The organism is Spirosoma sp. 209 (assembly GCF_002006735.1).
Taxonomy (GTDB): domain Bacteria; phylum Bacteroidota; class Bacteroidia; order Cytophagales; family Spirosomataceae; genus Spirosoma; species Spirosoma sordidisoli.
On sequence record NZ_MVEC01000014.1, the window covers coordinates 83,417 to 98,736 of the forward strand.

The 15,320-nt window shown below is 58.9% G+C and carries 13 protein-coding genes; 5 read left to right on the forward strand and 8 right to left on the reverse strand.

From position 1 onward, the window contains the following. Positions 1-6: 6 nt before the first annotated feature. The 6 genes from B1C80_RS20835 to B1C80_RS20860 all read right to left on the reverse strand — a co-directional run bounded on the left by B1C80_RS20835 (position 7) and on the right by B1C80_RS20860 (position 6,308). Positions 7-2,253, reverse strand: coding sequence for a serine/threonine-protein kinase (locus B1C80_RS20835; protein ID WP_077923150.1), 2,247 nt, complete (start codon positions 2,251-2,253; stop codon positions 7-9). A gap of 34 nt (positions 2,254-2,287) precedes the next feature. Continuing rightward, the gene (locus B1C80_RS20840) at positions 2,288-3,061 is read right to left on the reverse strand and encodes a caspase family protein (RefSeq protein ID WP_077923151.1); all 774 of its coding nucleotides are present in this window, start codon (positions 3,059-3,061) and stop codon (positions 2,288-2,290) included. Further along, complete coding sequence (locus B1C80_RS20845; RefSeq protein ID WP_077923152.1) at positions 3,058-3,867, reverse strand: PP2C family serine/threonine-protein phosphatase; 810 nt, start codon at positions 3,865-3,867, stop codon at positions 3,058-3,060. The genes B1C80_RS20840 and B1C80_RS20845 overlap by 4 nt, the downstream gene beginning before the upstream one ends. Before the next feature lie 3 nt (positions 3,868-3,870). Continuing rightward, complete coding sequence (locus tag B1C80_RS20850) at positions 3,871-4,476, reverse strand: FHA domain-containing protein (protein WP_077923153.1); 606 nt, start codon at positions 4,474-4,476, stop codon at positions 3,871-3,873. Positions 4,477-4,481: 5 nt separating this feature from the next. Then, on the reverse strand, positions 4,482-5,471 hold the full coding sequence (locus B1C80_RS20855) for a hypothetical protein (RefSeq protein ID WP_077923154.1): 990 nt from the start codon (positions 5,469-5,471) through the stop codon (positions 4,482-4,484). An 87-nt stretch (positions 5,472-5,558) separates the two neighbouring features. Further along, positions 5,559-6,308 (reverse strand): FHA domain-containing protein, encoded by a 750-nt coding sequence (locus tag B1C80_RS20860; RefSeq protein ID WP_077923155.1) that lies wholly within the window; start codon positions 6,306-6,308, stop codon positions 5,559-5,561. A gap of 399 nt (positions 6,309-6,707) precedes the next feature. Here B1C80_RS20860 and B1C80_RS20865 point away from each other — a divergent pair, with 399 nt between their 5' ends. Together B1C80_RS20865 and B1C80_RS20870 are read left to right on the forward strand one after the other, a co-directional pair. Further along, entirely contained in the window at positions 6,708-7,724 is a 1,017-nt protein-coding gene (locus tag B1C80_RS20865; RefSeq protein ID WP_077923156.1) for a bile acid:sodium symporter family protein, read from the forward strand. A 121-nt stretch (positions 7,725-7,845) separates the two neighbouring features. After that, positions 7,846-8,238, forward strand: a complete 393-nt coding sequence (locus B1C80_RS20870; protein WP_077923157.1) for a hypothetical protein — start codon at positions 7,846-7,848, stop codon at positions 8,236-8,238. 79 nt (positions 8,239-8,317) lie between these two features. Here B1C80_RS20870 and B1C80_RS20875 read toward each other — a convergent pair whose 3' ends face one another. Then, positions 8,318-9,340, reverse strand: a complete 1,023-nt coding sequence (locus B1C80_RS20875; protein ID WP_077923172.1) for a hypothetical protein — start codon at positions 9,338-9,340, stop codon at positions 8,318-8,320. Between the two features lie 163 nt (positions 9,341-9,503). On the opposite strand from B1C80_RS20875, the gene B1C80_RS20880 reads away from it, so the two are divergent. From B1C80_RS20880 to B1C80_RS20890, 3 genes are all read left to right on the forward strand, one after another. Then, positions 9,504-10,916, forward strand: coding sequence for a GH1 family beta-glucosidase (locus B1C80_RS20880; RefSeq protein ID WP_369822727.1), 1,413 nt, complete (start codon positions 9,504-9,506; stop codon positions 10,914-10,916). 88 nt (positions 10,917-11,004) lie between these two features. Next, complete coding sequence (locus B1C80_RS20885; protein WP_077923159.1) at positions 11,005-11,418, forward strand: DUF2267 domain-containing protein; 414 nt, start codon at positions 11,005-11,007, stop codon at positions 11,416-11,418. 90 nt (positions 11,419-11,508) lie between these two features. Continuing rightward, entirely contained in the window at positions 11,509-12,792 is a 1,284-nt protein-coding gene (locus B1C80_RS20890; RefSeq protein ID WP_077923160.1) for an acetyl-CoA hydrolase/transferase family protein, read from the forward strand. Positions 12,793-12,799: 7 nt separating this feature from the next. Here B1C80_RS20890 and B1C80_RS20895 read toward each other — a convergent pair whose 3' ends face one another. Continuing rightward, positions 12,800-15,283, reverse strand: coding sequence for a TonB-dependent receptor (locus B1C80_RS20895; protein WP_077923161.1), 2,484 nt, complete (start codon positions 15,281-15,283; stop codon positions 12,800-12,802). Positions 15,284-15,320: the final 37 nt, after the last annotated feature.

Here is a 15,320-nt window from a genome sequence, read left to right on the forward strand (position 1 = left end):
GAGATACTAGTTTGTGCATTGTTTGATTTTCCGTCGGACTTCTTCGGTGTCTTTTACAGCTTTGGCCACCAGGTACCAGTCTTTGGCGCCTTCCAGCTCGTCTCTGTCAAATAGTTTCCCGGCCTTGTTCATGTTGTAGGCGTAAGCCGCTTCGGCCCGGGCGGTGTTGAGTTCGTATTCTTTGGTGAGGCCCTGCGCCTTCGTGAAGGCAGCCATGGCTTTGGCCTTGTTGTTGCCGTTGGTGATGGCCTTCATCCCCTCGTCGATGAGCTGGTCAAATTCTTCCTGCGCCAGCTGCTTTGCACTGGTTCCGGTTTCTTTGGGGGTTGGGGTCGGATCAGCCGGCTTGGTTTTGGCATCGTCCGTCGGGGCGGGCGACTCGCCGGGTTTGGGCGTCTCCGCCAGGGGGCGTGTTTCCGGGATGGGAGCTTTGGCCTTACGCAATTCGTTCAGGGATGCCGTACGCAAATACGCCACATCGCGCCGGGACGGATCGAGCTGCAGGGCACTGGTAGTCAGCACATACGCCTTTTCGTAGTCTTTCAGCCGAAAAGCCGATCTGGCCTTCTGAAGAGCAACCGTAACGCGCTGGTTGATGGCCTCCCGGCCTGCGGGAGCCGGCAAAACTGTTTCGGATGCGGTTTCCCTGGGCGTTTTTTTATCCTCACCAGCGGGCGGTACTGCCGGGACGACCGTTGCCTTGTCGCTCTTTGTGCCCGGCTCTTCCACACGCTGGCTGCCACCGAACAAACCGGGTTGCTGTAACACGAAAAACAGGGCCAGACCGCTCAGCCCCACCAGCGGAGCAACCACCCGCCACGGAAACGTTCGGGTAGCCAGGCGCGTATCGACACCCGCAGCCACAGGAGCCGATACCGGCCTGATGGGTAAACCGATAGGTACCGGCGGTGCGGTCACGACCGGCCCCGAAACGGGTTTGGCGCGTTCCGTCGCGGGTGGTTTAACGACGGGTGGACGCCGGACAACAGCGGGTTTAGGCGCCGGTGGGGCTACGTACACGTCAGTCCGCTCGCCGACAAATGCATCGGTTTCCGGCTCGATCGGCTGAGGTTTGGGACGCAGCTGCTCTTCGCACAGGGCCAGACCCAGCGTGGCTACCGTATGTGATGCATCTCGCAGCAACACCTGCTCGTAGACCGATTTGGCCTGATCGAACCGGTTTTGCCGAACCAGCGTTTCGGCTTCGGCGATCAGGTCGTTGAGCAGCTGCCGCTCCAGCGCGGCCCTGGCCTGCCGGATACCCGCCTGCGCTTCGGCCTGGTTTTCGCGCTTGGTCAGTACCTGCTCGTAAACGGCAATGGCCTGCTTATACTGACGGGCATCGGCCAGCGCTTTGGCGTCGGCCAGCAGCTGCGGAATCCGGTCGAGCAGGTCGAGCAGCTCATCTTCTTTGCGAACACGCTCGTGGATGTCCCGCACCAGACACCGGCGAATCATGGCATTATACGGCTGGGGCACCTGATCGAGCCGGGCAGGCAGCTCAACGGTAATGATTTTTTTCTCGATCTCACGCCGGGCCGATTGTTCGCTGGTGACACGCAGGTCGGCCCGGAACGGTTTTTCGCCCGTCATGATCTCGTAGAGAATCACCCCAAACGCCCATAAGTCGAGGTTGAAGCTCACCCGGCTCCCTTCAATCTGTTCGGGAGCTTTATAGGAGGGAGTGCCGCGCCCATCGCTCAGGTCGAAGTCAGAACTTTCGATTTCATCGTCACGCACCAGTTTGCTCAGTCCGAAATCAGCAATCTTGGGGATGAACCGGCCGGCGTTGTCGCGGGAGATCAGGATGTTGGCCGGTTTGAAATCGCGGTGTACGATTCGGCTACGGTGCAGGTGCTGAAGGCCGAGCAGGATACCCCGCGAAATATCATAGATCTGGGCCGGTGTCAGCGTGACCCGCCGGAGCAGATCGGCCAGGTTGCCATCCGGGTAATACTTCATGATGGCAAAATCGCTGACGCTCGTGTCGGTTTCGAGCCGGTAGCAGGCGTCGTACCGGGCAATGTTGGCCTGGCGCGGCACCCGCTGGGCCAGCTCCACTTCGGCCTTCAGCGATTTGGTATCGTTGCCTTTGAACTCGCTGATCTTGATGGCAACCCATTCCGTTTCCAGCTGATCCTCAACCTTGATAACCCGCCCGTACGAGCCGCTGCCCAACAGCATTCCCTCATCGTTGGGGCGGATGGGGTAGCGTTGTCTGAAGTCCTGAAAAGTAGTAAACGTTTGATTCATAGCAAGCAACGTAATTAATCAGTCAGGTGAACGCTTACAGATAGGCCAGGGGCAGATCGTCGGAAAAGCGGCCGTAAAACAGGGGCGTTTGCTGACCACGTGTCATCTTCCGGACGCGCGGAGCAATGTATCGATGCAGCTCGCGGATGGTCACGATTCGGTTACCATCCAGATCGCCCTGCCCCGTCAGGCCCCGCAGTATGAAATACGTGAAGGCGCCCCCGGCCAGCCGGCCATCTTCGAGCGCGTACTGGGTAGACCGGCTGGCCAGCAACATGGCCACGTTGCTCCCGTCATGAACCGGTTGTACGAGGGTCGGGCGGCTGGTCCTGGGCTGGGTCATGCCCCCCGACATGCAGGCGTCGGCGATGCAGAGTTTGGTTTGGGCTTCCGAGTCGTGGAAGGCAGCCTTGATCATTGGGTAGCTCAGCAGTCGCGCCGGGCTGTCGGGGCGGGCATCGTAGGGCACAAAACTGTCGGGCAGCCCATGTCCCGAAAAGTACAGAATCACCCGATCGGCGCGTCGGGCCTGCCGAAACAGCCGGAGCGCCTGCGCAATATTGGCCTGCGTAGCCTGCTGGTTGGTCAGGAGCCGGATGTTGGCGGCTGGTACGTTGCCCCCGGCGCGGCTCTTCAGAAATGAAACCACATGCCAGGCATCCCGATCCGCAAACCGCAGATCACCCGTCGAATACGTCAGGGCTTTGTAGTCCGAAATGCCGATCACTACAGCATAGGTCTGCCCGGTAGCTACCCGACCCGGTAGCCACAGTAAAGACAGCAGACTCAGCAAGGCGTGTACGATCATGACAAAATAGAGCTAGCGGGTTCGGGCTGGGCTACCTGACGGATACCGATCAGATAAGCCGAGTAGTTGTCTTTGGTCTGGCCCGCACACATGATCTGCATAGACTGGATATGCTCCCGCTCCGACCGGTCGATGGCCAGTATCGTTTCCAGCATCTGATCGTCGAGCGTTTCCAGCACCCCGTCTGTACACATGAAAAAGTAGTCGCCGGGTTGAACATCGGTCAGCACGACCACATCGGCCGCTGGCCGGGCTGCGGGTTTGTCAACGGCCGACGCGCTGGCAACGGCCAGTACCGCCCGGCTGAGCCGGTTTCGCCAGGGATGGGTTCGGGCCTGGGCAGCGGTGATAATGCCGGCCTCGACCATGTCGGTCACCTGCCGGTGATCCTGCGTGCAGAAGATAATTTTCCCATCCCGAAACTGATAAACCCGGCTGTCGCCCAGGTGCGCTACCGTAACGCCTTGCTCGTGGAGTTGTACCAGGGCCAGCGTCGAGCCCATGCGGCTAACGAGCGGGTGCGCCTGCAGATAGGCGTTATAGGCCTCGTACGCGTCGTCGAGGGCGCGGCTCAGGTGGTGGCTGTCAAAGACCAGTTCAGGTCGGGCGCTGGCGTACCGGGCGAGGGCCTGGCACAGCAGCTGACTCGCCACTTCGCCCTTGTCGGCGCCCCCCATTCCATCACAAACGATAAAGAGCTGCGACGCTGGCGTGGCCATGTCGACCGGCGGATACAGGGCATCCTGGTTGACAGGCCGCTGACCGACCTGCGAAAACGCAAGCGGCAAAGCAGGCTGAATAATCATAACTTATTGAGTGCGATCGGGGTTGAAGGCCAGCTCGATTTTATAGGTGTCGAGCATGGGTTGTGGGATAGAAAAATGAAATAGTCGAAACTGATCGACTCCGCCCAGGGTAATCAGCGCCTGGTCAGCGACGTCGATCAGTTCAGTTTTGCGAATCGGGACCTGGTTCAGCTGGGTGCCGTTGAGGCTATACTGTCGGGTATCGGGCTGCTGCGGATCAGCAACGCCGTCCTGGAGCAGGTACCGCAGCTGGCCCGCCCAGGGATCGAACGTAACCGTCAGGGTGCAATGCCGCCGGCTGACGAAGCACTGTCCGCTATGCATGAACCGTTCTACCTGAACCGTACAGGTATTGGCTGTGCCGATCACGTTATCGCCGAACTGAAGCGGGTATACCTGCGTCGGGTCGCGCTGACAAACCAGCTTTCCAAAGCCGGGAAGCCCCTGTACCAGCCGTTCGTCATACTGAAACGTCGTTTGCAGGGTGTTGATGGCCCCGCAGCCCAGGTGAGAGCAGATGATGCTGCCGCGCTCGGCATCGGCCGCCCGAACCATAATGCGCCGGGCGCACTGATGGCAGGTGATAAGCGTAGTTTTGAAGCCTGTCATACGCCCTACTCGTCCATCTCGCTGACATCGCCGTTGTTGACGTAGGTATCGTCCGGCTCGTGAGCATCGGCTACGTAGTCAACCTCATCGGGTTCGGTGCTGGCGTCGTTCAGCTGATCGGTCGGTGCTGCGGGGGTTACCGGCGCCATGGTCGGCTCCAGAATGGAGTCCACAATTTCTTTCGACATACTGGCTTCCAGCCCCTGGCTGAACTGGTCGTTGCTCAGCACGAACGGATCGTCGATCTTTTTGATCTCCACCAGTTCTCCGTCGAGGGAGTCGTAGCGCAGGAGGGTGTCCAGCCCTTCGTCACCGCTGGCATCGACCACTCGGTAGGCATGGCCGTCGGCTCCTTCCATCACCAGCGTATCGATGACGCCGTCCTGATCGTAGTCGATGCCCATAACCCGCTGACCATTCACGTGCCCTTCAATGACGGTAGGTTCGGTCCCGGCTTTTACGTCCTGTTCGGCCTCCGATGGAGTCGAGGCAACCGGTGCATCCGGGTCGGCATAGGGTTTGACGGGCAGCTGCTCCTGGGTAATCATTTCCGCAAACTGATGGCGCTGGGCCAGCGAGAGGCTGCTCCATTCGGCCTGTTCGAAGGTGCTGTACCAGTGGCCGTGCCAGCTGAACACCCCGCCAAAGCCGACTTCCTGCCGCGCAACCTCGAAGGCCTGCTCAAACGGCATGGCATCGGTAACCGTCCCGGCTACGTCCAGCTCGGCCGGCAACTCGATCGACGATGGTACACCAGTATCTGATGAGTCACCATTGACACGGGGTTCCGGATTATCCTGTTTGTCGAGGATGGCCCGGCTGACCACCCAGCTGGCTCCGCCGAGCAAGAGGGCTGCGGCCGAGATGCCCGCCAGTTTCTTCCGGTCCGGGCGGCTGGTCGGGGTAGTAACAACGGCTGGCGTTGGGGTAGCCGGGGCTGGCGTCGACGGATAAACGTCAGTCTGCAGATCGATGGGTGTGGATAGTTGTGACATGATAATACGTTGATTATAGATGAAAAGTGCCTGTATAACTCTGTATAGGTGTCGACCGAAAAAGGTAAGTGGCTATTGACGATAATTTTACCGGACCCAGATCGCCTGGCAGCGTCGACACACTTTCTGATGGGCCAGCAGCTCCCACTCCCGGCTCCCAAACGGATCGCGGCAAGTGGGGTTAGGGCAGCGGTAACGTTCCCGGTATTCCTTGTCGATGAGTTCGAGTTTTTCGTCGGTCGACAGGAGTGTAGAGCATAGCGTAGGCACCAGCATGCCCAATCCCGCACTGGAGAGGAGCGTAAACGCCAGCCCACCGGTTGACAGTACGGCACCGATACCGACCACCGATGATAGCAGTACACTTCCCGTCCGGATCATTTTTTCGCGGTTTCGACAGTCCCGGCGCAGGTTAGGATACTGGTCAAACACCTGTCGTAAGTCGGCAAAAGCGCGTGTAAAATCCAGCGGATTAGCGGTGGGCTCCGGGTTGGCAGGGGGTGGCGTCGGCTCGACCGTTACCGGGTCGGACTTCCGCAGAGCCAGTAGCTCCGGGATGGTTAGCTCAGCATCGGCGAAACGGATTGTATCGTGGCTATCCACAATTTTGCGGACGATGCGGGTGCCATTCACGAACGAACCGTTTTTGCTGGCGAGGTCTTCGAGAACGAAGGTGGTGGGTGTACAGCGGATCAACCGGGCGTGGTAGCCGCTTACTCTGGCGTTGGCAATCACAATCTGATTGTCGAAACGACGCCCGATGGTATAGGCAGGCAATTGACTCAGATCGTCAATCAGTTGCTCCAACTGGCTGTCATTTCTAGCTAAAGAAGGCATGGATAGGGGAATCGAATTCCGACACTAATATATAAATTATACAGGCTTAGAAACAAATTAATGACCGACCTGTAGCCTTCCTTTTCGTAAGCGGTCGTTCCGCCGTACAATTAATGATCTGATGATCATCTTATAAGTTCATTTTTCATTATCAAAAAACGTGGTCTGGCCAGTACCCAGTCTGCTCAGCCAAGAGGTTGTCTGGGGAAGATATCTGCTGACTTTAGTCGGCTCGAGGGGCTGCCTTTTTTGCCCCCAGCCCCCTAAAGGGGGAGCCCACTCGACGGGGTCATCTCCCCCTTCAGGGGGCTGGGGGTAGAAAAGGCAACCCTTCGAGCCCACCTCCAAAACCCCGGGTGGTTTCAAACGAAAACCACCCGGGGTCGGTTACCCGTTGGTATGGCAAACTCATCATTCGGCTCTTTACTGGCCCGCGTCGGGCTCGACTGGTTTATTCTCGCCCTACTGGCCATGATCGGCCTGGCGCGCTTTTTTCCCGAACCGGGTGTTCAGCAGGGGCCTTTCTCGCTGTCATCGCTGGCGGGTTATGGCGTCTCGCTGATCTTTTTCTTCTACGGGCTGCGGCTCAACTTCGAACAGTTACGGGCCGGGCTTCGCAACTACCGGCTTCATTCGGTCATTCACCTCACCACGTTTCTCGTCTTTCCGGCGGTTGTGCTCGCGGCCCGGGCGGTCTGGCTCACTCCCGACACCGAACTGCTATGGCTCGGTATCTTTTACGTCGCGGCCCTGCCCTCTACGGTTTCGTCGTCGGTCGTGATGGTCTCTATTGCGGGGGGTAATCTGCCGGCGGCAATCTTCAACGCCAGCATCTCCAGCCTGATCGGCGTCTTCATCACTCCCCTCTGGATGAGTTATCTGCTGTCGAGTACGGGTGGCGACTATGATCTGGGCGGGGTTATCGGCAAACTGACGCTACAGGTGCTGGTGCCGGTGGTGCTGGGGCTATTGCTGAACCGGCGGCTGGGGTGGTTTGCCGAACGAAACAAAACGTACCTGCGCTACTTCGACCAGTTCACCATCCTGCTCATCGTTTATACGGCCTTCTGCGAGTCGTTCGAGCGACGGCTGTTTGCCGACTATTCGGCCGCCGATCTGCTTTCGCTGGCCGCGCTGATGCTGGGTCTGTTTTTCCTCATCTACGGGTTTATTACCCTGATCAGCCGACTGCTCCACTTCAGCCGTGAAGACCGGATTACGGCGCTGTTTTGTGGTTCCAAGAAATCGCTGGTGCAGGGCAGCGTGATGGCCAATGTTCTGTTTCCAGCCAGCGTGGCCGGTATTGCCCTGTTGCCGATTATGATGTACCATGCGCTGCAGCTTATCGTGGCCAGCATACTGGCGCAGGCGATGGCCCGCCAGCGGGACACGCCCGCTCCTGTCATTCAGAAGTGATTCGGGGCGACTCAGCCACCCGAAAGCGGCATTCGGCCAGATAGGCCCATACCCTGGTTAAACGCCCGGCCGTGGATTGTCTCTAACGATCAGTAAACCACAAACGCAAAACAACTGAATCATGAAAAAGACAATTGCAGCCGCCCTTACCTTATTCGCTCTGACCACTGGCGTAACCTTTGCTCAACGTGGCTACCCGCAGCCGAACCGTGGTCCCCAGTATGGCGGAACCCAATACAACAGCAACCGGGATGAATTGCAGGAGGAGCTGAAGATCGACCGTATCGACGCCATCGTTGGTCTGTCGCGCCGTCAGGAAAAGCAGCTCCACAAGATCGAAGACAATTACGACCATACCGTAGCTACGGCCCGCCTGACGCCCAGCGCCTACCGCCAGCTGCAACTCCGGAAACGCCAGGACATGCTGGCTGTGCTGACCTCCGCCCAGCGCGAGCGCCTGTTTGCGCAGCAGCAGTACCGTCGCCCTAACGCCCCCTTCGGTCGCAGAGGTTAAGCTATACCCCACCGTAACGAAACGAGGAACCGGCGTGATGCCGGTTCCTTTTGTTTTTTTGGGAAAAACCGGCCGCCAGTCAGTGAACCGCCAGCATGTCCAGACTGTGCCAGACCAGGTCGCCCATGGTTCGGCAGGCATCGAAGTGGCGGGTTCGGTAATGCCGGTTCAGGGCGCCCCGCAACTGCTCCACGTTGGCCCCGGGGGCAATTTCGTCGACCCGCATGGCCGCCATCAGATCGCCGATCCGGGCTTGTTCTACCCGCAGCCGCCCCGCTACCAGCGAGCGCTCCTCAATTTGGTACTGGCGCACACTCTCGGGGGTCAGACAGCTCGTACCGAGGTCGATAATAGGCTGGTTCTGCCGGTAGTACTGCGGCATATAGACCGATTTACGGCCTTCGTACGACTGCTGATCGAAGTCGATGGCGCGAATGCGGTAGTAGACCTCGTCGAAGTCGGGCGTGATGTCGACCACGAAATTACTCGAGTGCATATCTCCCAGGAGCCGCACGAAACACCGCTCGTTGAACTTCACGAACTCCTTGCAGAGCCGGATCGGGTTCATGTCCTCGTCGTGCATCTGCTGCTCGAAAAACATATCGCCCGGAATCCCGGCAATGTGCTCTTCGATAAGGGTCTGCCCGCTGGTCAGGTAGCTGATGCGGTTGGGCGACAGGATATGCTCCAGCTCCAGACCGTAAATGCGGGAGGCATCGGCATTCTTGATGTAGAAATAGTCGAAGTTATCGTTGACCAGGTTCCGCACCCGCACCCGAAAGGGCCGGGTGTTGCCGTACAGGCACAGATCGACCCGGTCGATGGTGAGGTGGGCCGTGATCGACATATCGCCGTCGGCTTTCAGGATGGCGTAGATCGTTTTGAGCGCCAGCAGGATATCGTCGGTTTCCAGCGCCGGGTAATAAACGGTTTCCCAGAGCGTATCGCGGTCGCGCTTGTCGAACAGCGAAGCCGAATTATCGTACCGAAGCAGGTCGGTATACTGTATCGGCAGCCGATGCTCGCGATTGTACTGCTCCAGATATACCCGCAGGGGGCCACTGATGGGATAAGCACGTTTCTTCTTTGAGATGATAGGCATAGACAACCGGTAGCTGGGTGGCGGGGTAAAGATACGGGCCGACACGATGGGTTGTTTCGCGGGCTGGCCCCCGGCGCCCCGACGGTGTCATATTAAGCTTTTGTTACGACCAAACCCTTTGCGTTTGTTCGATCGTTATGTCTTCATCGCTAGTCCGTCTATTTTGTCGACCCACCAACCGCCCCGAACCGACACCCCGCCCCTGCTGAACCGCCCGGCATTTGGTACCGATTTTATCTGGGGCACAGCCACAGCCGCCTACCAGATTGAAGGCGCTGTCGACCGCGACGGGCGCGGCCCCTCCATCTGGGATACGTTCAGCAAACAGAAAGGCAAGATCAAAACCGGCGAGCATGCCGATATAGCCTGCGAGTTTTACGACCGCTATGAATCCGATTTACGACTCCATAAAGAGCTGGGTCTCGACCATTTCCGGTTCTCACTGTCGTGGTCACGGATTCTGCCCGACGGTACGGCCCCACCACGGGGTGGACGCATCAACGAAGCGGGCCTGGCTTTTTACGACCGGCTGATCGACCACTGCCTCCGGCTGGGCCTTACCCCCTGGATTACCCTTTACCACTGGGACCTGCCGCTGGCGCTGGAGAACCAGGGCGGCTGGCCCAACCGCCAGATCGTCGACTGGTTCACCGATTTCGTGGATGTCTGCACCAAAGCCTACGGGCACAAGGTCAAACACTGGATCATACTGAACGAGCCGCTGGCCTTTTCGGTACTGGGCTATTTTACCGGTCAGCACGCGCCGGGGCGTCGGGGGTTCTGGAATCTGCTGCCCGTTATTCATAACACCGCCCTGGCGCAGGCCGAAGGAGGCCGCATGGTACGGCAAAATGTGCCCGACGCTCAGATCGGCACGGCTTTCTCCTGCTCGCCGGTCGATCCGTTTACCCCCCGCGACCAGAACGCAGCGGCCCGGGTCGATGCGCTGATGAACCGGCTTTTTATCGAACCCGCCCTCGGCCTCGGCTATCCCAGCGACACCCTGCCTTTCCTGAGCGACATTGCCCGGAAGGTTGCCAAACCCGGCGACATGGAGCGGCTGGCGTTCGATTTCGACTTCATTGGCCTGCAGCATTACTTCCGGGCAGTCGTTGAGCAGTCGTTGTTCATGCCTTACCTTTGGGCCAAGGAAGTCACGGCGCTTCGGCGGGGCGTGCCCGTCATCACCGAGATGGGCTGGGAAGTGTATCCCGACAGCATGTACCGGATCATCCGTCAGTTCAGCCAGTATGCCGGCATAAAAAAGCTGATCATTACCGAGAGTGGAGCGGCTTTTTACGACACCGTTCAGCACGGAATGGTTAACGATACGGCCCGCACCGAGTATCATCAGCAGTACCTCACTCAGGTGCTCCGGGCCCGGCAGGAGGGGCTTCCGGTCGATGGGTATTTTGCCTGGACGTTCCTCGATAACTTCGAATGGGCCGAAGGGTACCGACCCCGGTTTGGACTCGTCTACGTCGACTTCCGCACCCAGCAGCGCATCGTCAAGGCGTCGGGGCGGTGGTTTCAGCAGTTTCTGACCGCCGAAAACGAAACGTCGAAACGACTATAAACCCGTAGACCCCGGCGGTCCCCGTTGCCGCTAATTACCAACACTTCGCCGTTCATAGCAGTTGTATTTCTAAACCAAAACCAACGTTATGCAATACCCTGAATTCATCCACGAAGGCAAAGAAAAACTCGGCGTCGACACCGAACAGGAAGTCCTCGATATTACCCGCGCTTTTCTGCACACCCTGACCCAGCACCTGGCCGGCAACGCAGCCGATAACCTCGGCGCCCAGCTCCCGGCTCCGCTGCTCGATATCATCCGCGAAATCAGCCCCGAAGAGCGCGACCAGGGCGAACGCTTTAAACTAACCGAATTTTATGAGCGTGTAGCGGACAAACTGAATGTCGACACCGATACCGGCCAACGCTATACGCACCAGTTCATGCAGGTATTCGGCCCGATGGTCACGGAGGGCGAGCTCCACAAACTCAGGATTACCCTGTCCGACGACTATGCGCCCCTTTTCGACAACGTAAAAACCGCCAGTAACGCCCCTAATTAACGCGTTGTGACGAGCGGGGAGGGATACGAACCGAACAACGGCCAGCCGCATCGCTCCCCACTCATCATAATCCGTTCTGTTCCCCAGTTTATGTCCACTATCCTTCCTCTTACCACGCCCGAGCAGGCCGTATCGGCCATCCAGTCGGGCAATCGTGTTTTTATCCACAGCGTAGCCCAGACTCCGCATGTCCTGATCCGGGCTATGGTCGACCGGGCGCCCGAGCTGCGCGACGTAGAAGTCTGCCACATCCATACCGAAGGCCCCCTGCCCTATCTGGAGCCGCAGTACCGCGAGTCGTTCCGGCCCAATTCGTTCTTTATCGGCGCCAACATGCGGAAACAGCTCGCGCAGGGTATCGGCGATTATGTGCCGGTGTTTCTGAGTGAGGTGCCGCTGCTGTTCAGCCGTCGGATTCTACCCGTTGATGTGGCCCTGATTCAGGTGTCGCCCCCGGATCAGCACGGCTACTGCTCGCTTGGCCCCTCGGTCGATGTGTCGCTGGCGGCCATCCGGTCGGCCAAGTACGTCATTGCGCAGGTGAACCCCCGCGTACCCCGCACCCACGGCGATGGACTGATTCCGGCCAGTATGCTGCACGCGGCCGTGGAGGTCGACGAGCCGATCTACGAAGTACACACGGGCGAGATCAGCGCCGACGACCGTAAAATCGGGCAGTACGTAGCCAGCCTGGTTGAGGATGGGGCTACGCTACAGCTGGGCATCGGCGGTATTCCCAACGCCACCCTGGCCGAACTGATTCATCACAAAGGCCTGGGTATTCATACCGAAATGTTCTCCGACGGCGTCATCGACCTCGTTGAGCGGGGCGTCATCACCGGCGAGCACAAAACCGTGCTACCTTACCGGATTGTATCGGCCTTCGTCATGGGCAGTCAGCGGGTATACGACTTCATCGACGACAACCCCGGGGTGGCTATGAAGCAGGCCAGCTACACCAACGACACCTCTATCATCCGGCGTAACCCGAAAGTAACGGCCATCAACTCGGCCATCGAGATCGACATCACCGGCCAGGTCTGCGCCGACACCATCGGTACCATGCAGTACTCGGGGGTTGGCGGGCAGATGGACTTCGTACGGGGCGCGTCGCTGTCGGAAGGCGGCAAACCGATAATTGCCCTCCCCTCCGTAACGAGCAAGGGCCTGAGCAAGATCGTTCCGTTTCTAAAAGAAGGCGCCGGCGTCACCACGACCCGCGCCCACGTGCATTACATCGTTACCGAATACGGCATCGCCGACCTGTATGGGCAGAACCTGCGCCAGCGCGCCCGGGCCCTGATCAACATTGCCCATCCCGACCACCGCGAAGAGCTGGAACGGCAGGCGTTCGCGCGCTTCGGCCACCTCTAAACAGCCATTAAAAATCGACGCGGTACAGGAAAATCGGCAGAAACCCGAGCTGGTATTCCTGTTTGATGAAGCTGCCGTCGGGCTGGGGCGCGTAGCTGAGCGACAGCAGGTTCTGTATACCGAGGATATTCACCAGATCGACCGAGATCGTATGGGTCAGGCCCCGGCGGTCGGCTGCCCCGCGGTTCATCTTGTAATCGACCTTCAGATCGAAGCGTTTGTAAGGCGCAAACTGAAGGGTGTTGCGGCTTGCGCTCTGGTAAATAATCTCCTGGTTCAGCCGCGACGCTGCCTCATCGACCGGGCCGTACCAGCGCCCGCCGGTGGTGGTGTATTTGAACCCGAGGTTAAGCGACGAGCGCCGGAATACAAACTCTTTCGAGAACAGGGCATTGAAGGCGTAGCGCCCGTTGAAATCCGTATTCCGCAGCACCCCGTCAGACCCGGTGTATTTTGCATCGAAGACCGAGCCCGTGAGCAGGAAATAATAGTGGTTACTGAAAAACTTCTCGACCGTTAGCTCCAGCCCGTAATTACGGCCGGTTCCGGTGTTGACCAGCGGACCCGGAAAGATTCGGGAGAAGGCCGCCCCCGTGTTGACCATCGAAAACGACGACCGCGCCTGTTCGACGGGTATGTTGAACAGGCGCTGGTAATACGTCTCCAGCAGCAGTCGAATGCTACGCCCCAGCAGCCGCTGGTAACTGGCTACATAATGCCAGCTTTTGGTCAGGCCCATTGTCCGGTTGGCCAGCGGCCCCGCGGCCGAGCCACTGCCCGGGTTTTCGGCGTAGAAGTAGGTATAGAGCGGCTGTATTTGGCTGTGTAGTCCTGCGGCCAGACTCAGTTTCTGCCGGGCGGGCAGGTCCCAGCTCAACCCGATCCGAGGCTCTACCGGCGCTACACTGCTGGTGTTGAGCGTAAACCAGAGCGCATTCAGGCCAGCCGTCAGGGTCAGATTTTCGGTCAGGCGGTGGCGGAAGCTGACATAGGGCTGTACCAGCGCAAAGGTTTCGTTCGTGTTCCAGCGCGTGCGCCAGGGGGTGAAGCGGGTGTAGCTCAGATCGGTAAACGACCGAACGCTGTCGAACGCCCGAAAGCGGTACAGATCGGTGTTCAGACCAACTTTCAGGGTAGCGCGGGTACTGATCTTATGGTTGACGAAGGTAGCCAGCGAGTACTTCACCTCCGAAAACCGGTAGTCCAGGATCGGCCGGAGCGAGTCGATTACGTAGCGGTTGTTCACCACCAGCGGGTTGCGGTCGCCGTCCCTGCGCAGAAACAGGTAATTGTGGTTGGCATCCTGCGAATTGCCCGATACGGCCAGCGTCGCTTTCCAGAACGTCTGGGAACTTAGCGGGCGGGTGTAGGTCAGTCCGGCGGCCCCCATACGCGCGGTGTAATACTGATCGCGGTCGTTATTGCCGAAGATGTTGCGGTCTTTCACCTCCTGTTCGCTGATCAGGATATCGACGGTGCTGGTTCCGCCGAGGGCCCAGAGCGCCAGTGCCCCGACCGACTCGCCCCGTCGGTTTCTGAGCGGGAAGTTGAACCGAAAAAAACCGTCCTGATAGGTCGGTACCGCCTGGGTTCCGATGTCGATACCGATTTTGTTGAACAGCCACAGGTTGGCGTAGCGGTAGGTAGCCAGATACGACGCTTTCGAGCTCTTCGACAGCGGCCCCTCGACCATGGCTTCGGTGCCCAGAAACCCGAACTGCACCATTTTTTCGTGGCGCTCATTGTTTCCGTTGCGTAGCTTCAGGTCGAACGCGCCCGCCACGGTATTGCCAAATTCGGCCGGAAAAGCCCCCGTAAAAAAGTCGGAGTTGGCCAGGTACCGGTTGTTGATGATACTGACCGGCCCGCCCGATGTACCCGCAATAGCGAAATGGTTGGGACTGGGAATACTTACGCCATCGACGCGCCAGAGCACTCCCTGGGGCGAGTTGCCCCGAATAACGATGTCGTTTCGGGAATCGTCGGCGCCCTGCACCCCGGCAAAATTGGAAGCCATCCGGGCCGGTTCGCCCCGGCTGCCCGCGTACCGGTTCGTTTCCTCCACCGAAAACTGCCGGGCCGACACCACTGCCATTTCGTTACGGGCCTCGCCGGTTCGCTGCGCCTGCACCGTTACCGCCACCAGCTGCCGGATTTCCTCTTCCAGCTCAATGTCCAGGATTTTTTCCCGCCCGGCATCCAGGCTCACATCAGCGAGCACCATCTCCTTGTAGCCCACCAGCGTCACCTTTACGGTATGCCGCCCAACGGGTATCCCGGTTAGCCGAAACAGGCCGGCCGTATCGGTCAGTACGCCCTTATCGGCCAGCTGTACCGTGGCGCCCACGAGCGGAAATTTGGATTCTTTATCGACCACATGGCCCCGCAGGGTTTGGGTTAACTGTCCCTGGCCCAGCAGGGGCGTGATCGTCAGGCATACCAGCAGCGACAACAGGCAGGCCGTTGCGCCGAAACGAGCAAAGATGTTCATGAACAAGAGGAAGCAATCAGCGGGTAATATTATCACA